Here is a 22,720-nt window from a genome sequence, read left to right on the forward strand (position 1 = left end):
CCCTGAAACTTTACCCAGGAAACAGGATAGAGTAGTTGTATCAAAAAAGGCAATTATGGAGATGAGATAATTGTCAGTCAGGGCAAGTTTAGTCATACCTAGGTTAAAGTAAGAAATGATGACCGTAAAACCAGCCCCTACACACGCGCTAGATACCGTCAACATTTATCAGAGGGAATCTCGTGTTCAATCCAGAGCAATGCTTAAAGGAACGTTACCAACTGCAACAAAAATTAGGACGCACGGCTGCAGGGCGACAAACTTGGTTAGCGACGGATTTACAGTCCAATGAACAAGTGACGGTTAAGCTATTAGCCTTTAGCCCGGAAATGCAGTGGGACGAATTTAAACTCTTTGAACGCGAGGCACAAGTTTTACAAGCCCTGAATCATCCCCGAATTCCCCGCTATCGGGATTACTTTTCCTTAGATAAGGAAGCGGGGTTACAGTTACCGTGGTTTGGACTGGTGCAAGATTATATTCCGGGAAATTCGCTGCAAGAATTATTAGATAAAAATAAACGGTTTAGCGAGAAACAGGTTCGTGCGATTGCGACTCAAGTTCTAGATATTCTGATTTATTTACATGAACTGAGTCCGCCTGTATTACACCGAGATATTAAACCCAGTAATCTTATTTTGGGGGAAGACAAGCAAGTTTATCTGGTTGATTTTGGCGCAGTACAAGCGCAAGCGGCTGTTACAGGGGTGACGTTTACTGTGGTGGGGACGAGTGGTTATGCGCCCTTAGAACAGTTTTGGGGACGTGCAGTTGCAGCTTCTGATTTATATGCTTTGGGCGCAACGTTAATTCACCTATTAACGGGTATAGCCCCGGCTGATTTACCCCAAAAAGAAGGGCGGATTTATTTTCGCGATCGCGTCAGTCTCGATTCTCAGTTTATCACTTGGATTGAGCAGATGACTGAAATCGTGTTAGAAAAGCGCTTTAGCACCGCCAAACAAGCTATGAAATCGCTAATATCCGGACATGTTCAACCGTCTAATTATACCTCAAGTCCGGTTCGCGGAAATATACCTAAACCTTCAGGTAGCTTAATTAAGCTTAAAGCCAATAGGGATAAATTAGGAATTACTATCCCATCTCCTGGGTTGAGAAAAATCAGACAATATAATTTGTTTATTGCCTTAATCGTTGTCTGTTTAAATCTGGGAGCTGTTTTTTTACTTATAAATTTATTCATGAATGCTCATGGATTAATCAGCGCAATTATCGTATTAATGGCTTTAATCGGTATAGGAACTTTGTGGGCAAATACTCTCGGACAAAAAACTCACGTTTTATTTGATCGCAACCGTAAAAGCTTAGAAATAGAACGGCAAATTTTGTTATTTAAATATGGTCATCAGCAGATCAATATCATGACTATTGGTAATGTTTTTTTGATGAATCGTGGTTCGATTTACGAAATTAGAATTCCATCAGCTAATTATAATTATAATTATAATCTGGGCGGCGCTTTAGGAGAAAAGGAAAGTACCTGGTTACTCCAAGAAATATTAAATTGGCTTTATTTTAAATAAAACTGGTGAGCTTATTGTTTTTCTAGAGGAAAATATCATGTTTAATGCCAAGCAATGTTTAAAGGAACATTACCAACTGCAAAAAAAATTAGGACGGACGGCAGCAGGGCGTCAAACTTGGTTAGCGACCGATTTACAGTCAAATGAAAAAGTGACAGTTAAGCTATTAGCCTTTAGTCCAGAAATGCGGTGGGAAGAGCTTAAACTATTTGAACGGGAAGCACAAGTTTTACAAGCCTTGAATCATCCCCATGTCCCTCACTACCGCGATTATTTTTCTTTAGACAAAGAATCTGGACTACAGTTACCGTGGTTTGGATTAGTGCAAGATTATATTCCAGGAATTTCACTTCAGAGATTATTAGACAAAAATCAACAATTTAATGAAAAACAGGTTAATTTTATTGCCCGTAAAATTCTCGATATTTTAATTTATTTACATGAACTGAGTCCGCCTGTATTGCACCGAGATATTAAACCCAGTAATCTTATTTTAGGGAAAGATAAACAGATTTATCTCGTAGATTTTGGTGCCGTACAAGCTCAAGCGGCGGTTACGGGAGTCACATTTACTATCGTGGGTACGAGTGGTTATGCACCCTTAGAACAATTTTGGGGACGTGCAGTTCCAGCGTCTGATTTATATGCGTTAGGTGCTACCTTAATTCACCTGGTAACTGGTACAGCACCCGCTGATTTACCCCAAAAAGAGGGACGGATTTATTTTCGCGATTCCCTTCGGGATAGCTTTGCTTCACGCATCAGCCTCAACTCCCATTTTATTAGTTGGATTGAGCAGATGACTGAAATAACCATAGAAAAACGTTTTAGCACTGCTAAACAAGCACTCGAAGCGCTCAAAGCTGGATGGACTCAATATTCTCATCCAACCTTCCATCCTACAATGAGAATTCGACCTTATGGTAGTCTGATCAAACTCTACAAGTATCCCGAACGATTAGAAATTATCATCCCTGCTCCGGGAATGAGAAAATTCACCAAGTTTAGTTTATTTGGTGGAATCATAAATTTACTTCCACATTTGTCTCGTTTATTCGGTGGAATTGCAAATTTGTGTCTATCTAGGCTTAAAAATACTGGTGTATTGTCAATTTTGTTGGTATTGTTTTTATTGCTTTCATTTGTTGTTTTTAGCTTGATTTTTCAGTTTTTATTTGTGGTTGCCGGTTTAATTATACTTATCGTCGGTGGTATAATGGAAGCTTTATTCTCTTTTTCCCCTATCTTGGCATTGTCTTTGTTGCTATTGTTTACTGCACTTTGCTTTAAACTCTTTGCAGAAAAGACTTATATTTGCTTTGACAAAAAAAGTAATTCTTTTAATATGAAACGAATGTTGGGTAATATAAATTCTTTTGAATATGGTCAGCATTACCAGGAACTCACAGAATTAAAAAATATTTTTATGGCAAATAGTGGAGCGGCTTATGAAGTAAGAATTTCTTCATCAAAGCGAATTTATAAGCTCGGTGGGGCTTTGGGTGAAAAAGAAAGTACATGGTTACTCCAAGAAATACAGGAATGGCTCAATGGCAGATAGTACATAAAAACTATTTGCATATTATTAATTTGTGTTTGCCGTTTATACAGAAATTTTGAATAAAATACAATACTATAAACAATTATCAATTTATTCGTATAAACTAAAAAAAAGTGATCAAAAATGAAACAATTTTTCTATCAAATTGGTGGAAGTCTTCCCGAAGATGCCCCGACTTACATTATCCGACAAGCAGACACCGAACTCTATGAAGGACTCAAAGCCGGAGAATTTTGTTATGTCCTCAATTCTCGCCAAATGGGTAAATCCAGTTTATTAGTTCGCACGATGCAAAAGCTATCTGCGGAAGGATGTGCCTGTGCTGCAATTGATTTATCCGATATTGGTAGTCAATCCCTGGAACAGTGGTATGGTGGTGTAGCCTATCAGGTATTAAATAGCTTTAATCTATTTAATCCCCTGGAATTTATGGACTGGTGGCAAAGTCGAGACTGGATGTCTCCAGTACAGCGACTGAGTGAACTGGTTTCTACGGTACTGCTAAAACAGTTATCTCAACCTATTGTTATTTTTATCGATGAAATCGATAGCATTCTCAGCTTGCAGGAAGCTGCCGATGACTTTTTTGCCTTCATTCGCGCCTGTTATAATAAACGCGCCCAAAATGTTGACTATCAGCGGCTTAGTTTTGTCTTAGTTGGAGTCGCCACGCCATTGGATTTAATTAGTGATCCCACTCGCACCCCCTTTAATATTGGTCGGGCGATAGAATTGCAGGGGTTTCAATTCCAAGATTGTCAACCGTTGATTCAGGGATTAGCAGGAAATGTTCCTGATCCTGAAGCTGTGTTACACGAGATTTTAGACTGGACAGGTGGACAACCCTTTCTCACCCAAAAAGTTTGTCAATTAGTGGTGCAATATTCAAGCCTAGTCGGGGTGAATCACTCGACTATCAATGATTCAACCGACGATTTAAATTCACCCTTAATTGGGCAAATCGTCCAATCTCAAATCCTGGAAAACTGGGAATCTCAAGATGAACCTGCCCATATTAGAACTATCCGCGATCGCATTCTCAAAAATGAGCAGCTTGCTGGCAGATTATTGGGACTTTATCAGCGCATTTTGCACCAAGGAGAATTGATTGCTGATGATAGTCCGGAACAAGCGCAATTATGCCTGAGTGGATTAGTGGTTCGTCAAGGGGGAAAATTACGAGTAAAAAACCGAATTTATCAGTCTATTTTTACCAAAAATTGGGTAGAAAACGCCCTGGCAGAATTACGCCCCTACAGTGAAGCATTAACCGCTTGGTTTGCCTCAGATTGTCAAGATGAGTCTCGATTATTGCACGGACAGGCTTTACAAGATGCTCAAGATTGGGCAACAGGGAAAAGTTTAAGCGATCGCGACTATCATTTCCTCGCGGCGTCTCAAGAAGCAACCCTGGCACAGTTACGGCAAATCGAAAGCCAAAATCAAGCTGAAATTCAGCAACTGCGTCGCGAAAAAGAATTACTGGAAGAATTAACCAAAGAACAACAGCAACGGAAATTAATCCAAGCGAAATTAAATCGGGAACAGCAGTTGAAATTTCAATATCTCACTGGTGCAGCGGCGGTGATTATAACACTATTGATGGGTGTATTTTGGGTTAAACCCTCGATTGAAGAACGGAATACTAAAATTAATACCCTGAGTTTATTATCCGAATCCCTTTTAGCCACCAATCAAACGCGAGATGCACTCATCGAAAGTATTCGCGCCACCAAAGAACTTAAACAGTCCCTTGGCGTGACGGCGGATACCAAAATGCGGGTGATTATGGCATTCAATCAAGCGATTTCGAGTTTCAGTCAGCCGAATACCTTACCCGGACATGCTTCTGGTGTGACTCAGTTTCGGTTTAGTCCGGATAGTCAGATGTTGGCTGTCGCCTATCAGGATGGTACAGTAAAGCTGTGGCATCATCGGAGTGATCCCGATAAATCTAACCGAGTTTATACCTTACAGGAAGCAGGCGATCGCATTATTAATCTTGGCTTTAGTTCTGATAGCCAAACCCTCGCCAGTGCTAGCGCTGATGGTACAATTCAAGTTTGGGATCAAAAGGGTCAACGACAGGGAACTGTAAACGTTGATGCTGATACGATAACCAGTATCAGTTTTAATCCCAACCGTCAACAAATTGCCGTTAGTACCGATAAGGAGATTCAACTGTGGCAATATCTGGAGGATAAATTATCGCAAAGGTTAACTCGTCCCCATGTTTCCCATGTCCGTTTTTCCGCCAACGGTGATCAACTAGCAACCGTGGATCACCAAGGCGCGATCGCACTGTGGCGGTGTCGGGATGGTGCGTTACTCCACACCTTTAATACAAGCACTGATTCTATTATCGATATCCAATTTAGTCCCAATAGTCAACTCATTGCCTCTAGCAGTACAGAAGGTACAGTAAGACTCTGGCGTAAAAATGGCACATTGTTGAATATCTTACAACATACCAAACCAGTCACCAGCTTTAGCTTTAGTGCGGATAACCAAATGCTAGCCACAACAAGTACCGATAATCGGGTTAGACTCTGGCATCAAAATGGTACATTACTCAAAGCCTTACCGAGTCATAAAAATCCAGTCGCCAAGGTTAGCTTTTCCCCCGATGGTGAACAATTAGCATTAGCGAATCCGGATGGAACAGTTAGCTTGTGGAATTTGAATCTGAATCACCTGTTGCAGCAAGGGTGCGTTACCCTCATTGGAAGCGACAATCGTGTTCACACCAAGACTGATTCTGATGCATTCCACCTTTGTCAAAGGTACAGAATTAACCATTAGCCCCGAAACTGTAGGGGCGCACAGACGTGCGCCCGATTCAATGGTCAAATCTATTCCACCATTTTAGCTGTGTCAATCCAGTAGGGTGGGTTAGGCGGTGTTTAATTTAGGAAACAAATCATTTAATTCTCGCTCCGCCGTAACCCACCACCTTATCCTAAGATGCGGTTTTAGCGTACTATAGATAAGATAAGTAGTGGGATACAGAAAGCCTTTAGGTGAAAGATCATGCTAATCCAACTAACCCTACAAAACTTTTTATCTTTCAGAGATGAAGTTACGTTCAGTATGCTAGGGGTTAACAGTGACCAAAAACATTTAGAGCATCTGGCTAACAATGCAGCCGGGAAAGATCGCTCACTGCTACCAATCGCCGCAATTTATGGGGCAAATGCAGCAGGCAAATCAAATCTAATCAAGGCTGTCAAGTTTGCCAAGGATTTAGTTGTAGAAGGAACTAGAAGCACTCAAAAGATTCCAGTCATCCCATTTAAACTGGGCAATTATAGTCAAAAACAAAGTAAATTTGAGTGTATATTTACATATCAAGTTATCCAGTACTCTTATGGATTTAGATTGAATAGAGAACAAATTTTTGAGGAATGGCTTTATGGTGTTCCTCATGATAAAAAACAGGAAATAATGTACTTTGAACGCATTACTTCTTCAAAAAAAGAAACAAGCTTGGATTATGGCACACCCCTTAAAGGGAGAAGTAATAAACGTAAGCAATTCCTTGATTTCGTGGCTGAAGGAACTCGCCCTAATCAGCTTTTTTTAACAGAAGCGATTGACCGCAATGTTGATGTATTAGTTCCGGTGGCTAACTGGTTTAGAGAAGCACTGACTATTATTCCAGCCGAGGCTGACTATCCGGGATTAGAAATTGGCATTCTCAGTGATGAATCATTTATCGATTTTATCAGTGAATTTCTTCGATTTTCCGGAACAGGTATTGATTCGATCAGCACTGAGGAAGTTGAACTCGACATTGACTATCATTTTCTAAATATACCTAAAATTGTTATAGATGATTTAATACAAGAACTTAATCAGGCGGATAGAGAAGCACTAGCAATAATAGGGAGTAATAGTCGAGGTAAACGGTATCTAATTCGTAAAAATAAAGATGGAAAATTAGCGTTGATTCAATTAAAAACTCAACATCGAAATGACAACGGCAATCTGATTGATTTTACGATTGAAGAAGAGTCAGAAGGCACGCAACGTTTGCTTAATCTTATACCGACTCTATTTCTTTTGAAGCAAGAATCTGAAAAAGTCATTTTTTTAGATGAACTTGATAGACGATTACATCCGCTACTTTCTCATTGTTTTGTACAAACAGCAATAAACTGTAGAGAAAAAAGTAATCAATTAATCTTTACAACTCATGACACTAATCTACTCGACTTAGATTTGCTGCGACGGGATGAGATTTGGTTTGTTGAAAAGAATCAACAAGGTGCATCAAGTCTTTATTCTTTAGCAGAATTCAAAATTAGACCTGACTTGAAAGTTGAAAAAGGTTACTTAAACGGTCGTTTTGGTGCTATTCCTTTTTTTGGAGACCCACAACGTTTAGGATGGTTTGGTTGTGAAACTGATTTGTCTGTCTAAATCAGCTAGAGCTAATGAGCAGAATCAATCGAACTAAGCTACTGGATCGCCAGCCTGATCGGAGAGATGCAAAGCTTTTCATCGTTGCGACTGAAGGGGAAGTCACCGAAAGGCAATATTTTGGTATGTTTCATAGTACTAAAATTAAAGTAGAAGTTCTGGCTACAGGAGATGATCATAAGTCCGCTCCTCAGTATGTTTTAAACCGTTTAAATGACTTTAATGAGAAGTATGATCTAAACGACGATGATATGCTTTGGCTGGTATTTGATGTAGACCGTTGGTCTCCTAATAATTTGAGTTTAGTTTGTCGGGAAGCTAAACAAAAAAATTATCATTTAGCTATCAGCAATCCCTGTTTTGAAGTTTGGTTGTGCCTGCACTTTGCCGATTTAGATCCCCAGGATACAAATTGCCAGGATTTCAAAGCAAGGCTAAGAATGCTTTTAGGAAGTTACAATAGTAGTAAACTTAATCTATCTTTATACGAACCCAAGATTGCAGATGCGGTAGCTCGTGCCAAGCAGCTACATTCAACAGCGACACAAAACTGGCCTCCTACATCAGGAACACACGTATATCGGCTCGTTGAAATTCTTCTACAAAGCTTGAATAAGTAACTTAAGATCAATAGCACTAAAATAAGCATTTTGGAATCGCCGAAACCTTTGATATAGCGTAGGGTGGACACTGCCCATCAGCCTTATAGCACTGAGCGGTGGTGTGTTTACACATTAGAAATAAAGGCTTTATCATGACTGAATACAACGCCTCTACGATGAAGACAATGACGCTTAGAAATAGAGTTCCTTCAACTCGTCCAACGATACATCATTTTCAGGTCGCGGATCACGGAAATAGGGATGAATCGGCAACAATTCATCAGAACGACGAGCGTTAGGTGAAGCGACAATTTCCTCGATTAAATTCAGATAATCTATCGCTGTTGTCCTCCAAGTGTAATAGTTCCATACATGCTGGCGACAGGCGTTGTGCAACCACTCCCACCGTTGAGAATCACTAAGAACTTCTTCTAAACCTTGGGCAATGGCTGCTGGATTCTCTGGATCAATGAGAATACCATAAACCTCATCTCCCTCTCGTAAACTCTCCCTCAAACCGCTGTTCTGAGTCACGACTAATGGTAACCCAGCTAACGCGGCTTCTATCGGACCCAATCCAAAAGGTTCGTGGTGAGACGTGAGGGCAAATACAGAATGACGTTGGACAAAAAATCGATAAGCAGCAGCGAGGGCGGGTTGATCGGGGAGGCTAAAGCCACTGATTTTACCCCATAAGTGATTATTGTTGACCACTTCGCGTATGGGAATGAGTACCTCTTTTTCTGCTGTATGATTGCTAACAGGTTCCCGCAGTGGGTTGTCCTCCCCCTGGGTAAAAATAACCAGATTGGCTTTTTCTTGCAGCGTTTCACTCTCAGCAAAGGCTTGAACTAAACCCAGATGATTCTTTTTCGGCGCTAATCGACTCGCCGCAATAATTGCTGGCAAATCCCGCCGCTCTTCTTCAATATCCCGCGCTAATCGTTCTTGAATTAATTGATAGGTTTCTTCCTCGTTTGGGGAACGGGATTCAAGATCGAACAATGAAGGGTCAACTCCCGGTGGGATTTCGGCAAAACGAGCATCATCGTTAACATCAACTGCGCCTCGATAGGCAGGATGAGCGTATTGTTTAAACCGTTCTTGATCCGTTGTACTGGTAATATTGACAGCCGAGCGATTCATACTCAACCGTTCAGCCACAATGCGGCGTCCGAAGTGATAATACTCATCCATTTCTGGGAGATTTTCAGGTGTGACTTCCAGTTTATCCATCTTCAACGCCCCCAGAGAATGAGCGGTAAAGGTGAAAGGAATACCCACTTCTGCTTCAATTAAAACCCCAGATATGCCACCATCAGCATAATGGCTGGTCATCACATCAGGAAAGTTCCCTTCCTCTCGATAAAATTGCAGGATATTAGGTATCCAATCTGTCACCAAATGTGACCAAAGCAATTCTTTGCGAAGAAATTCTTTGGGTCCAGCCGGTAAGCGGATAATCCGAACATTGGGCGTATCGGGATAGTGATCAAATTTCTCGGAAAATTCAGGCCACTCTGGGTCAATAATCTGGCGCGTGATAATGTCTACGTTATGACCGTGCTTTGCCATCTCCACCGCCACATTTTTCACATAGATGAGCTGACCCCCGAAATCTGGATGTTCTGTCCAGTAACTATCATGGCGGTCAAAGTTACCTTGTGGGTTAAGAAATCCAATATGCATAATAAAAACTCACTAAAATTAAATTAATTTGTCCATCATATCCGTAATTATGTGGACACAAGCATTAATTAAGTAGGTGGGGACAATTAAAGTTAACGGTGGGGAACTCGCTGTCGCGAGAAGCAAGCTACGTCATTCGTCATTGGTCATTCGTCCTTTGTAAGGGTTTGAGGCTTGTTAACATAACTTCATAAGGTTGAATTTATTTCCACCAACCTACTTACCCTTTTACTCCCTCCCTCATTAGCAATGACAATGCTACTGAAATTGAGAGAACAGGGGAAATAGTTAGCCAAAAAGCCTCCTCTCATGCAGAAAGGAAGCTTAAGTTATTGATTAGGATAGCGCTAGTTTGCGGCTATTTAATTCGCTGCGCCAGTAACTCTTGGGCTTTGTGGGCGCACTCGGCATTCTGCTTTTTAACATTTTGTAAAAACTGAGCCAGTTGCTGATCGTCAGATTGCTCGGCATCCTGGATATACTGATCGTAAGTAGCGGCACCATTGAGCATGTGATACAACACACTAACCAGGTTATAGTTTGTGTTCTGTACTCCTGTAGCTTGTTCGCTTTGAGTCGGCATTTTAATTCTCCTTATTTTTTTATCGTTCAATTATTCTCTCTAATTCAGGCTTTGGCTGATTAAGGCAAGCCATTTAACTTAACCCGACTTTACCACCGAAGCCTTCACTAGGGTAAAACTCCTCAGCGAGGATATTCGTCACTCCTAAGATAGATAAGATATCAATGCTATTTTTATGCCATAAGGCAGACGTAAAGCAGGCTTCAAATTTATTAAGGTTATGGTTGCCCTAGTCAGGGATCAGATATTTAGAACTTAGCTCAATAGCAATTCCTTGTTTAGCTATCGATTGATGACGTTTCCTCTAGATTTGGGCATGATTTCTAATTTTTGTTACATCACTATCAATATCGCTAATCTAAGCCTTACGAATCTAAGGCTTATTTACTGAAGTTCAAGGAATTTCAGAAATTCCCCCCTTGACGTTCAATAAGAAGAATAACTATGACGACCCAGAATCAATGGCACGAACTCGCTCAACAACTGCGCGTGGATAGTATTCGCTCCACGACGGCGGCGGGTTCCGGTCATCCCACCTCCTCCATGTCGGCGGCGGATTTAATGGCGGTGTTCATGTCCAAGTATTTCCGCTATGACTTCGACAATCCCGATAACCCGAATAACGATCGCTTCATTCTCTCCAAAGGACATGCTTGTCCCTTACTCTATGCTATGCATAAAGCGGCTGGGGTGATGTCAGACGAGGAGATGATGTCCCTGCGTCAGTTTGGCAGTCCGGTTCAGGGTCATCCAGTTCCCGTTCTCCCGGGAATTGAGGTGGCTACGGGTTCTCTGGGACAAGGCTTATCCGTTGGCGTGGGTATGGCATTGGCTGGAAAGTACCTGGATCAACTTCCTTATCGAGTTTGGGTACTTCAAGGTGATAGTGAAACCGCTGAAGGGTCAGTTTGGGAAGCCTTTGATCACGCTTCCTACTATAATCTGGATAATCTGATTCTGATTATTGATGTGAATCGCTTGGGTCAACGGGGTCAAACTGAACTGGGCTGGAATACCCAAGCCTATGCAACCCGGGCGAGAGCGTTTGGTTGGCATGCGATTGAAATCGATGGTCATGATTTTAAGGACATTGAGCAAGCCTACGGTGAAGCACTGTCCATCCATAACCAACCTGTGGTAATTATTGCCCGCACCGTGAAAGGAAAGGGTGCCTCTGTGGTGGAAAATCAGAGTGGTTGGCATGGTAAGAATTTGGACGATGAAAAGGCAAACGCGGCAATTGAGGAATTAGGCGGTCAACGCAATATTCAAATTTCCGTCCAGAAACCGGAGGACGAGGGAGAACCTGCCATAATTGGTGAGACACAACCCTTGGAACTCCCCACCTACGACGAAGGCGAGAAAGTTGCCACCCGTACCGCCTACGGTAAGGCATTAGCCGCCATCGGCGCATCGCGATCGGATGTGGTGGCGCTTGATGGGGAGGTAAGTAACTCCACCCGCGCCAAATTCTTCGCCAAAACCCATAGCGATCGCTTCTTTGAAATGTTCATTGCTGAACAGCAGATGCTGGGAGCGGCGATGGGATTACAAGCACGGCATTATAAGCCGTTTGTCTCTAGCTTTGGCGCATTCCTGAGTCGCGCTTATGACTTCGTGCGAATGGCAGCTATTTCTCGTGCCAATATTAAGTTATCGGGGTCTCACGCCGGAATCTCCATTGGTCAAGATGGACCCTCGCAAATGGCATTAGAAGATTTGGCATCTATGCGAGCCGTTTGGAGTAGTACGGTTCTGTATCCCTGTGATGGTAATCAAACCGCTAAACTGGTGGGTCAAATGGTTGACCGGGATGGAATTGTGTACCTGCGGACAACGCGGATGAAAACACCTGTTATTTATGAAAAAGCGGAAGAATTTCCCATTGGTGGTAGCAAAACTCTCCGCAGTAGCGATCGCGACCAAGTAACGGTGATTGGTGCCGGGGTAACATTGCACGAAGCGCTGAAGGCGTATGATCAGCTCAAACAAGAGGGGATCACCGCCCGGATTATTGATGCCTATTCGGTTAAACCCATTGATACAGAAACCCTGCATCAAGCCGCACAGGATACCGAAGGTAACTTAATTGTCGTCGAAGATCATTGGCTGGAAGGTGGCTTAGGTGCTGCCGTACAGGACGCCTTTGCTGGTGTTGATACTGCACCCACCTATCAAGGTCCTCAACTCCAGTTAATTAAGTTAGCGGTACAAAATATGCCCGGTTCTGGCAAACCCCAAGAACTGATGCATGAGGCAAAAATTGACGCCGATGCCATCGTTGCAGCCGCGCGATCGCTGGTTAAACAACCCGTTGGCGCATAACTCATATCTCGCATCACTCGCGTTAATCGGGAGCATCCCTATTTTGCACGTTGGTTCTTTTGGGAGAGCTGAAACCCTTGAAATACTGTTACTTGAGGTGATGTTGTTTCCAAAATGGGATGCTCCCCGTTAATCAGCCAGTTAATCAGCCAGTTAATCAGCCAGTGGTTTAAACCACTGGCTAAAAGCGAAAGTCGTCTAAAGACGACTGGATAATACTTTTAATCTGAATGTCCAAAAATCTGATAATTTTCGGGAATGGGCAATGGGCAATGGTAAAGAGTTTCAAGGCTTTTTTCTATTTTTTGATTTTTCACAACCTATTTAGGAGTGCTATATCTACTTTTTATGAGGTTTTAGTTGCCCTATTCATATTTTTCTTTCGCCATTTTGCTGCACTGTGTTTAACCGCTTCTATTTCCGCAAAGTCTACCTGCATCACAGCCGTCTCAAATTCCACACCCAATGCTGTGCTAACTTCCAGGATTTCTACAAAACTGGCACATTGATAATCGGTGTCTTCATACTGCTGAACTCGTTGCTGATCAATTCCCAGCAAATCAGCCAGTTCGTTTTGGCTCATTTTGGCAGCTATTCTGGCTTTGATTAAAGCATCGGGCAGCTTATTTAAACTCTCCACTTCAATTTTAATCGGCTGGCTCTTATCACAATTAATCAGTCTTTCATATTCAGCAATTTCGGCTTGTAAAGCCATGAGATGAGATTGTTTTACATCACGAGAAAGCTGCCAACCATCAGGATATTTCTGCTTGAGTGCTTCATCTTGATCTAACATGTTGATGGAATATTCAAATTTTCTGGCACATTCCTGGCTGTATTCATATTGCTTTTCATTTTTAATCATGATTCCCACCTCAATAAATCTATGGCAATAATTCCTTTTGGATTGAACTGTCTATCTCGCTGAAAAAATTCTAGAGAAGCTAACCCGTAATCTCCTACGGGTTGATCTGAACGAAAAAGTTCACCTTTATACTGGACTGACACAGCTAAAATTGTGGAATAGATTTTACGTTTAAACCGGGCGCAAGCCTTGCGCCCCTACAATTCTAATCCACCAAATAAGGTGTGTCACGCCTCGCAAAAATGAACTCCTAGTGGTAGATTGCCGTTTTCATCGAATTCTGGAATCACTTCCTCACACCTGTGTCACCAATCGATTGTCCGGCTATTAAGTGTATCACAATTATCCTTTATGACGTTTTAGTTGCCATATTCATTTTTTTATTTCGCCATTTTTTTACACTTTGTTTAACGGCTTCTAGTTCCTCAAAATCTACCCGCATCACAGCCGTTTCAAATTCCACACCCAGCGCTGTGCTAACTTCCAGGATTTCTACAAAACTGGCACATTGATAATCGGTGTCTTCATACTGCTGAACTCGTTGTTGATCAATTCCCAGCAAATCAGCCAGTTCGTCTTGGCTCATTTTGGCAGCTATTCTGGCTTTAATTAAAGCATCGGGCAGTTTATTCAAACTTTCAATTTTAATTTTAATGAACTCTTAACAGTTTCAACCCCTTGATGGGGGAAGATTCTGCTTAAGCATCCTCGAAAAATGCCAGGATTTCCAGCTTATGGGTTTCTTTCGCCGAATTTTCCCTCGACAGAGGGTTGAGTTGAAACCATTGCCCATTGCCTATTCCCTATTGCCTCTCCCCGCCCCTAATTATTGCCGCAACTTTTTCAGTGTCTTGATGACTTCCTGGGATGACTTCATATCCCCCTTTTCATAAAACACTTTTGCCGCTTTCTGAAAATCTGCAATTGCCCGTGATTTATCACCCAGACGACGATAGGCAAATCCTCGACAAGTCAACGCCGTGGCGTCATTTTGATTATGCTGTAAGACATGATTAAATGCTTCAATTGCGCCGTGGAAGTCTTCTTGATTCAGCTTTTCTACGCCTCGATCCTGGTACTCTTGAGGTGTTGGTTCATCTGTCGCTACTGAGACGGGTTCTGGGGAGAACGGAGTCGTTAGGGAGAGGGTTTTAACCATTTCTAAATCCGCCATCGCCCCTTGATAATCCCCCATCGCGGAACGCACGGTGCTGCGTTGGTTATACGCTTCTGTATGATTGGGATCGAGTTCTAAAACCTGATTATACGCATTCAACGCCGCTTGATAATCGCCTAATTGATAGCGTAAATTCCCTTGAACTATTAATCCTTGAATCAGTTTCGATTCATCATCCTCAGTCGCGTCTGGTTCTTCATTGAAGGAATTGGAAATCTGTTGGAAAAATGCCTTCGCCGCTACGGGTTCTAGGCGCATCGCTTGGTCAAAATCTTCAATACTCCCCCAATTTTCCCCCAACTGCAACCGCACATAACCCCGATTCAGATACGCTTGAGCATCGTTGGGGTTCAATTCCAGAACATGACTAAAATCTGCGATCGCCTCTTGATAGGCTCCCAAGGCGATTTGATTCATCCCTCGGTTAAAATAAGCCGCCGCCAGATTTGGATTAATTGCTAAAGCGCGATCGCAATCGACTATGGCGTCTTGATAGGCTTCTAGTTCAAACCGGGCAATTCCTCGATTCAGATACCCTTCAGCTAAATCAGGATTAATCCGAATCACTTGATCACAATCGGCGATCGCACCGTCATAGTCCTCTAGTGCCAACCGCAACATACTGCGATTCAGATATCCTTTATCATAATTTCCGTCAATTTGCAAGGCTTGATTATAATCTTGCATTGCGCCCCAGCGATCATTCAGCGTCGCCAGAATCAAACCGCGATCGCTATAAGCCTGGGCATTTTGGGGATTAAGCCGTAACACTTCATCAAAATCCCCGATCGCACCCAAAGCATCTCCCTGACAATAATGACTCATTCCCCGGTAATGGTAAGCCTGTGCCAAATCGGGATTAATCTGCAAGGCTTGATTCAACGCCGCGATCGCACGGCGGTAGTCCCCTTGCTGAAACCATGCGATTCCCTGACTCAAAAAGTTGTCAGCCTCAGATTGCACATCCTCCATCCCCGTCGAGGGAGTCTCGGATACCTTAGAATTCCCTGATAAAACCATCGTTTCGTCCTGCTGATGCTTATCGCTACTCATGTCCGTCAACCGAACAGCTTCTTCCTTTCTTGTTTCGCCGGTGCGATCGCTTCATCCGGAATAGGGAACAGGGAACAGGGAACAGGGAACAGAAAGTATGATTCTATTCGAGTCTTCTGACACTAAGCGTTTGCCACTTTTCTACATCCTCCCGACTCCGAACAGGTTCCGGTGTGGAAATTGCTCTCACTTCATCAAAGAAAACTTGGGTGTAGGGAATAACTAACTCTGTGGCTAATTTTGTTTGAATGGCTTGATCAAGGTGCTGGTAAATCAAACTTAAATGGGGATTGAGAACATAATTAGAGGGATGAGCCGAATTACGTCGCAACGTTTCTGAAATCTGAGTCAGAATTGCCGATGGATGAAATTGCACAAATAATGTCTTGGTGTATAGATCAGTATAACTAATCTGATCGATATCCAGCATAAACCCAGGTACATTCTTTACGGCTGTTTCGATTAATTGATCAACTGATTCATCAGCCGTATAGTTCTCTGAATAAATCGTGACATGAGGCTCAAACCTGGGCGCATCATGGGCGTTTGCTAGAGAATTGATCATCTCTTGAAAAAAGGGTCGATAAGCGGCTGACGGTATCAGCCAGAACGATATCTTAGTATTCATTGGGTATCTAGAGCTGTATATCCCCTGTAGGGGCGGGTTTAGGGAAATAATTAACCCAGAAAGTAATAACTTTTCTACAAAACCCGCCCTTCCCCACCTTCACACTCAACTGATCACCTAAATGCCCAATTTACACAATAGCGATGATGAAAGACTCCGCGCTCGATTCCGAGTGAGCGGTTAGGATTAGGGCGGGTTTCGTTGTTTAGTTTGAGATGGGTTTCCTCATTTTATCCCTAAACCCGCCCCTACAAGTAACTGATGATCGTATTGGTGAATTCATAACTCATCGTCAGAGAAATCTGACAAGTCTGGCGGAACCACAACCCGATCAACGGAAACTTTATGACTTTCTCGTTCACTGTTTAAATCTACAGTAATCGCTTCAAACCGGATTTCTACTGTACCAAAGGGTACAACTAACTGAGTTAAGGCTTCTAATTCTCCTGCTTTATTGGGGCTTAAATCCATTAACCAGCGGGGTCCATCGAGTAGGGAGCGACTTTGGCGATCTTGAACCCATAATTTAACGCCTAAGCGAGCCGAATCAGCCGCCAATTTAACTCGTACCAGTACAGGTTCACCAGCCGCCAGTTCTTGAGTCGGGATGAATAGTTCGGGTGTGGGTAATGGCGTCTCTAGGTCGAGTTGAGCCATGTCAGAGGTTCTCAATCGCTGTTTCTCAACGGTTCTGGAATCCGCTGGCTGAGACGCTGAGGGTTCCGTCGCTGGGGGTTCATCCTCAACCACAATTTCTCGCTCCAACAATTCCTCTCGATTCAAGGGAGGGTGATCGGGTTGAGCAGGGGGTTCGAGTTCCGGGATATCCTCATGATTAAGACTTCCCACCTCCTCGCTGTCTTCATCCCACATCGATTCATCAAAGTCGTTTAATGTTGTATCTTCATTATCATCAGAGGATGGCGGAATTTCTTCAGGTTGAGCAAATAAAGGATCAACCTCTGACTCGGATAGTTCTCCTTCCAACTCAACCAAGTCCTCACTAGGAGGTAATTCGACTTTCAGCCATTCTGCTAAATCCGTATCTGTCATTAACGCATTCAAACGTCCCCAGAATCGGTCATCCAGGTTGAGTTCAGTGAAAGCGCGATCGACGGCGATCGGATCTTGATCGATGGGTGCAGCACTTGACATCGCGGCTGTTTTCCACTCGGATAGGTCTGGATTTGATATTTCCTCTTCCTGGGAAGATTCGGATTCAGCCTCTGGTGTTGATGTCCAAACATCGGATATGTCGGTGGACTCGGTTGCCGCCTGTTCAGATGTCTCCTCTAAGGTGGCGAGATTCTCCTCTAGGGGCGGTGTTTCGGGTTCAATGTTATGTGAGGGGTCAGCGGAATCAGCCACGGTCTCCGCCTGCTCTGATGCTTCAGAGACAGTCGGGCTAGGAATGGAGACCTCCTCATTGTTGTCCCCATCGGCTATTTCCTGCACCGGAGACTCGCTTACAGATGACTCTCGCACCAAGGCTTCTGTGGTATTGTCGGCTGCTGAAGGCGTTGTTTCGGTTGTCTGTTTCTCGGTGGGTTCAATGGATTGCGATCGCGCTTCTGTTTCTTGTTCTATTTTCTCAAGGGATTCCGAATCTCTCCCTGTGGTTGGTTTGGGCTGAGAAAAGGTAGGCAGATCCAGGGATTTGCTTAATCCGGGCTGGGATTGGGGTTGATAAAGCTGTGGGGGTAAGGCTTGATTGGATGAGGGGTGGTAATTTAAGGGCTGACGGCTTTTGGGATTATTGACTAACTCCAGCAAGGTCTGATTCAGGGGAATTGGCTGGGACTTGGGTTGTGGAGTAGAAACCACAGGAGTCGTATCTTCAGATTTTGTCCAATTTCCCGATTGAACTGCAACTAACAATTCATCTAAATCCACCGTTACGGTAAACGGTTGACTGGCTAATCCTGTCCCGGTTGATCCGTACAGGTTAACTTTTCCCAGTAATAAACAGGTTGTGCTGTCAGAGGGAATGTCTAGAGTCTGGCTAAAGGCGACCGGAAAGGTGGATGCGGCGATGGGTGTTTGTACATCCACGACAACCTCTCCGGTTTGCGGATGACGTAATTCATAGTGTAGGACGCCCTGAAACTGATTTGTTTCCCTGGGGATGGTTTCTCCAGGATCTAGCTGATGCACATTTAATTGATCGACCTGTCCGGCTACAGTCAGGGATTCTCCCCGTTGGGTGACAAAGGCTTCCTCCTCTAAGGTTAACGTTAATCCTTGCCATGGCGTCTCCTCTGGTGAGGAAAATTCAGATTCTGTGGGGATGGGAATAGGCAATTCTGAAGACTCAGAGGCTTCAAATTCTTGGAGCACCGGATCAAGTACCTGTTGCAACACTTGCTCTAGCACTTGTAGGGATTGATCCAAAATGGGGTTGGAGATAGGAGATGGGGAAGAGTGAGAGGTTTGGATGGGGATATCGGGTTCGGGAATCCCTAACTCAGGTAAGGGTTCTGGGGAGGGAGAGGGGGCGTTGGTTTCTCGTGGTGTTGTTTCCTCTTCATCCCCAGTTTTGCCATTGGTCAGGTGGGAAAGGGAGTGTTCGGTATCCGTTTCCGAGGGTTCTGTCGCCGCTACAGGGGTTTGAGGGGGGGTCTGAGTTTGGGGTAAGGTTATGGTTTCAGTTAAGCGAGGTAGTTCAGTTGGAGAGGGGGATTGGGCGGATTGGGTGACAGGGTGAGATGAGTCGAGTGAACCATTATCCGCGATCGCACGTTGCTCTTCTGGTTGCGCTTGTGGGGGGTGAACCTCTTCTTTCTCTGGGCGATGAAGGGAAGCAATCAATGATGGGTGAAGTCCCTCAGAAGGCGTGAAGTCACTATTTACCGTTTCATGAGTGAGATCATTTTCGTCTGCCTGATTGTCTTGTTCCTGGTTTCCGTCCTGGAAGCCTCTATCTTCTGCCTTCTGCCCTCTGCCTTCTGCCTTCTCTAAAACCTCACTCGCTTTGGGTACAACTGATAATCGTACCGTTTCCTGCCAGGAATTCCCCAGAAAATCGGACATAATATCGCCACAGCAGCGTAATTCCCACAGACCGGGCTTCAGATAGGTAAAGGGAATAATCACCATTAACCCATCCGGGTTAGTGCGGCGCGATCGCTTTTGATACCGTCGCTTGGGTGGTGTTTCATTCGTATCGGTATGCGTCACGCAAATTTCCACATCGGTATTGGCGCGACTCGAATGAGCCACCACGCGGTATCGACCCACATCCAAGTCAAGCTTCGGGGAGTTAATGGGGAACCAAGTGCGATCGCCCTCTTTTTGGAGTAGAAATTCCCAATAGTCCATAATCGTTAACGATTCTTCATTAAGTTGCGAGTAGGTTATAGTGGGTCAAAATTTGGTTAACTCGTTCTCGACTCACCGCATCAGAATCATCAGCATGTTGAATCCATAACCCCTCTACTTGACTTTGATTGTAGTCAAACGTCTGAGACATTTGGGGCATTAGATCAACGTCTACTCCTTCTACTTGCCGTAAATGAGCCGCCACCTCTCGATAAACGGCTAAAGGTAATCTCGAACAAGATACATAGTATCGTAATGATTGGCTGGTCATATCATGTCCGGTGGAATAATTACACTATCGGTACAAACAAGGCAGAAGGCAGGAGACTCCAGGGCAGAAGGAAAGGAAGAAGGTTGCAAGGCACAAGGGAATAATGACTGTTTGGTCGGACATGATATCACAGGCTATACGTTTGAATTCATCTAATTTTTCGTTTTCTGGGATACGTTTTTGGCGTTGAATTCCTCCAGGCTACCAAAGTTTGCGAGCTACTGCTTTTAAAAAGAGACGCGCCATGGCACGTCTCTACAAACTATTTATCCTGACAAGATGCGATCGCACTCCCGTCGGTCAAGTATTCCTAGAAACCAGGTTAAGAGTGAGGATGACAACGAAATATCAACCTTTCACCCAAAGAAACCCGGTTTCTTGACCGATGTCCTAGGGGGCTGCTCATTCACTTCAGCTACTCACCCCATGAATAACCACAAACTGACATCAGGCGGGTGGTGGTGGCAAAGCGGTAGAGGATTCGGCTTGTGCTGGGGTTCCCGCCGGTTCTTCGCCAACTTGTCTAGCCACCTCTTGACCATATTGCTCCAGAACCACCACTGGCGTCGGACCGCGATTCAATTCAATCCGCTTAACCAGAACTTGTCCGTTGGAAATCCTTTGTCCTTCTTGAACGTAACGACTCGGTTGATTCGGAACTTTAACAATAGCTCGAGGCACATTCCCGACTTGAACCACGCCCTCAACTTCCACTTGCCTAGCCAGTGTGGGGTCTGGTAATTTGGGCAGTTCGGGAACCAAGGGAGGGGGTTGCGGAATCGGACTGCCACTGGCTGTGGCGCTACCGGGTTGTCCCCCATTATCCCCATTGGCTGTGGCTCCTCCATCCCCATTAGCTCTCGCTCTTCCTGGTGGCGTGGGCGGTTCGGGTATTACATTGGAGCCGTTTGTGCCTGTTCCCGTTCCTCTGGTTTGATTGCCACCCCCGGGACTACCATTACCATTTGTCCCCCTCCTCGTTTGAGGAGGCGAGGGGACTTGAGGAACCACAGGTACAGGTCTAGAGCGTCCTTGTGCCTGAGGGTTAGGCGATACCGTTACTTCGGGTTGCAGGGTAAGGGTAGCAAAGGGATCGCTGCGTCCTTTTTCTACTTTTTTAACTTGCTCCTGGGGTGGCATAGTTTCGATCAACCCTGATGCTGCTGGCAATCTTGGCTGCGCGTCTACATCAGGATCTGCAAAGGGTGCTACCTTTGGTGCAGCTTGTGAGTCGCTTGGCGATTCCTCTGTCGTCGGCTCTGGGACTTCACCAATTGGTTCACTCTCTTCCCCCTGACAACCTCCCATGTACAATGCTAATACTGTGATCAATCCAACTAATAATTTTTTATGCATGATCGAGTCCCCCCATCGTTTTCCAGAAGACACCACACAGAACACCCCAATTAGAAATTAATTCCAATTATTTTCTCTACTTATCTATTATAGTAAAAGCATTATGGATACTTTGACTGCCACAGCGACTAGCGATCGCATCCATTATCGTTGACACTTACCGCTCCCCACCATTCATGAGATTTTTCATGGCATTGAGTCCTTTCTTCATGCGGCGAGACACGGTTACCACGCTAATATTCAACAACTCTGCCACCTCTTTCTGAGTCAAGTCATGTAAAAAGACAAATTCCAAAACCTCGCGAGTCCGTTGTTCTAGGTGAACCAAGGCTTGTTGTAGACGAATTTGGTCTTCTTGTGCCAGTTGGAAACTGCGATATCGTGGATCGGGAACCAGATCACCCAAACTGGTTGTGCCGTCGTCTTCATCACCAACAGGTGTATCGAGGCTCAGAGGTTCTCGATTCTGATGTGCCAGCTTAATTTCTTGCCATTCAGTTAAGGGGATGTCAAGAGCCTCAGCGACTTCCGCATCCGTGGGTTGGCGATTGAGTTGCTCTCGTAACTGGCGAATAATCGCGATCGACTGCTGCTGTAGGGCTAGCCAGCGCCGGGGGATACGTACACAACCGCCGCGATCACGCAAATAGTGCTGAATTTCGCCACGAATATAGGGAATGGCAAAGGAACTAAAGGCATTACCCTTACTGGGAGCAAATCGCTCAATCGCTCGAATCAGACCTAGACAGCCAACTTGTAGCAAGTCTTCATAGCTTTCGGTACATTGATTGACCCAATAATGAGCTTCTCGTCTAACGAGCCCGATATTAAGATAGACTAGCTGGTTGCGAATCTCTGGGGATTTGGATTGCTGATAGTCTCGCAGCAATCGCAGGCTTTCGTGTTTTAGTTCTTGTTCGTGGGTAACGGGGGTCAGCATAGCAAAAGTAAAGGGGGTAGAAGCGTACTTTGAGTGAAAACCCTTAACTCAAGCCAGCGGTTTGGCAGGAAATTTGTTGCTGGAATCTAGAGATCAGGATCACTACAGGTCAGGATCATCATCATCAATAGATTAGCCAGCTACAGCCGTTTTTCACAAGTACGGCTACCACAACGCCAGAAAGCAGGAGTAGGGTAAACCTATAGAATAACGTTTTGGCTAATCTCCAAGTTTGCGGTCAATGCACCGATATAATTTTGCTAACTTATGCTAACAATGCACTCTAAAAGACAAGCTCTTAGAGAGGGGATATCTCCCAAAGCCCGTAGGAAAATCCCACGGGCGCCGTTAATGTCCCTGTCCATCCGAAATCCATCACCACCAAC

At 44.2% G+C, this 22,720-nt stretch carries 15 protein-coding genes and 2 pseudogenes; 6 read left to right on the forward strand and 11 right to left on the reverse strand.

What is annotated here, in order from left to right; all coding sequences use genetic code 11:
- Positions 1–182: 182 nt before the first annotated feature.
- From RIE73_RS35785 to RIE73_RS35805, 5 genes are all read left to right on the forward strand, one after another.
- Entirely contained in the window at positions 183–1,544 is a 1,362-nt protein-coding gene (locus tag RIE73_RS35785; protein WP_446405692.1) for a serine/threonine protein kinase, read from the forward strand.
- Between the two features lie 37 nt (positions 1,545–1,581).
- Entirely contained in the window at positions 1,582–3,105 is a 1,524-nt protein-coding gene (locus RIE73_RS35790; protein ID WP_446405693.1) for a serine/threonine protein kinase, read from the forward strand.
- A 123-nt stretch (positions 3,106–3,228) separates the two neighbouring features.
- Positions 3,229–5,907, forward strand: a complete 2,679-nt coding sequence (locus tag RIE73_RS35795; RefSeq protein WP_446405694.1) for an AAA-like domain-containing protein — start codon at positions 3,229–3,231, stop codon at positions 5,905–5,907.
- Positions 5,908–6,135: 228 nt separating this feature from the next.
- On the forward strand, positions 6,136–7,527 hold the full coding sequence (locus RIE73_RS35800; protein WP_446405695.1) for an AAA family ATPase: 1,392 nt from the start codon (positions 6,136–6,138) through the stop codon (positions 7,525–7,527).
- A 14-nt stretch (positions 7,528–7,541) separates the two neighbouring features.
- Complete coding sequence (locus RIE73_RS35805) at positions 7,542–8,147, forward strand: RloB family protein (RefSeq protein ID WP_446405696.1); 606 nt, start codon at positions 7,542–7,544, stop codon at positions 8,145–8,147.
- 174 nt (positions 8,148–8,321) lie between these two features.
- On the opposite strand, the gene RIE73_RS35810 is transcribed toward RIE73_RS35805, so the two are convergent.
- Both RIE73_RS35810 and RIE73_RS35815 read right to left on the reverse strand, forming a co-directional pair.
- Positions 8,322–9,818 carry a glycosyltransferase gene (locus RIE73_RS35810; protein WP_446405697.1) on the reverse strand — a complete coding sequence of 499 codons (1,497 nt, stop codon included), beginning with the start codon at positions 9,816–9,818 and terminating at the stop codon, positions 8,322–8,324.
- Positions 9,819–10,176: 358 nt separating this feature from the next.
- A complete protein-coding gene (locus RIE73_RS35815) occupies positions 10,177–10,401 on the reverse strand; it encodes a hypothetical protein (RefSeq protein ID WP_446405698.1) in 225 nt (74 codons plus the stop codon).
- Between the two features lie 444 nt (positions 10,402–10,845).
- On the opposite strand from RIE73_RS35815, the gene RIE73_RS35820 reads away from it, so the two are divergent.
- Entirely contained in the window at positions 10,846–12,726 is a 1,881-nt protein-coding gene (locus tag RIE73_RS35820) for a transketolase (protein WP_446405699.1), read from the forward strand.
- 346 nt (positions 12,727–13,072) lie between these two features.
- On the opposite strand, the gene RIE73_RS35825 is transcribed toward RIE73_RS35820, so the two are convergent.
- The 9 genes and pseudogenes from RIE73_RS35825 to RIE73_RS35865 all read right to left on the reverse strand — a co-directional run bounded on the left by RIE73_RS35825 (position 13,073) and on the right by RIE73_RS35865 (position 22,334).
- The gene (locus RIE73_RS35825; protein ID WP_446405700.1) at positions 13,073–13,591 is read right to left on the reverse strand and encodes a helix-turn-helix transcriptional regulator; all 519 of its coding nucleotides are present in this window, start codon (positions 13,589–13,591) and stop codon (positions 13,073–13,075) included.
- Positions 13,588–13,725, reverse strand: a pseudogene (locus RIE73_RS35830) (DUF6932 family protein); the annotation flags it as partial. The pseudogene RIE73_RS35830 and the gene RIE73_RS35825, both read right to left, overlap by 4 nt.
- 215 nt (positions 13,726–13,940) lie before the next feature.
- Positions 13,941–14,246, reverse strand: a pseudogene (locus RIE73_RS35835) (helix-turn-helix domain-containing protein); the annotation flags it as partial.
- A 171-nt stretch (positions 14,247–14,417) separates the two neighbouring features.
- The gene (locus RIE73_RS35840) at positions 14,418–15,821 is read right to left on the reverse strand and encodes a tetratricopeptide repeat protein (protein ID WP_446405701.1); all 1,404 of its coding nucleotides are present in this window, start codon (positions 15,819–15,821) and stop codon (positions 14,418–14,420) included.
- Between the two features lie 103 nt (positions 15,822–15,924).
- On the reverse strand, positions 15,925–16,449 hold the full coding sequence (locus tag RIE73_RS35845) for a 2'-5' RNA ligase family protein (protein ID WP_446405702.1): 525 nt from the start codon (positions 16,447–16,449) through the stop codon (positions 15,925–15,927).
- A gap of 279 nt (positions 16,450–16,728) precedes the next feature.
- Positions 16,729–19,767, reverse strand: a complete 3,039-nt coding sequence (locus RIE73_RS35850; RefSeq protein ID WP_446405703.1) for a hypothetical protein — start codon at positions 19,765–19,767, stop codon at positions 16,729–16,731.
- 19 nt (positions 19,768–19,786) lie between these two features.
- The gene (locus RIE73_RS35855) at positions 19,787–20,038 is read right to left on the reverse strand and encodes a hypothetical protein (protein ID WP_446405704.1); all 252 of its coding nucleotides are present in this window, start codon (positions 20,036–20,038) and stop codon (positions 19,787–19,789) included.
- Between the two features lie 447 nt (positions 20,039–20,485).
- Entirely contained in the window at positions 20,486–21,394 is a 909-nt protein-coding gene (locus RIE73_RS35860; protein ID WP_446405705.1) for a hypothetical protein, read from the reverse strand.
- Between the two features lie 157 nt (positions 21,395–21,551).
- A complete protein-coding gene (locus tag RIE73_RS35865; protein WP_446405706.1) occupies positions 21,552–22,334 on the reverse strand; it encodes an RNA polymerase sigma factor SigF in 783 nt (260 codons plus the stop codon).
- Positions 22,335–22,720 lie beyond the last annotated feature (386 nt).

The sequence above is a fragment of the Coleofasciculus sp. C1-SOL-03 genome, assembly GCF_040220555.1.
GTDB lineage: Bacteria > Cyanobacteriota > Cyanobacteriia > Cyanobacteriales > Coleofasciculaceae > Coleofasciculus.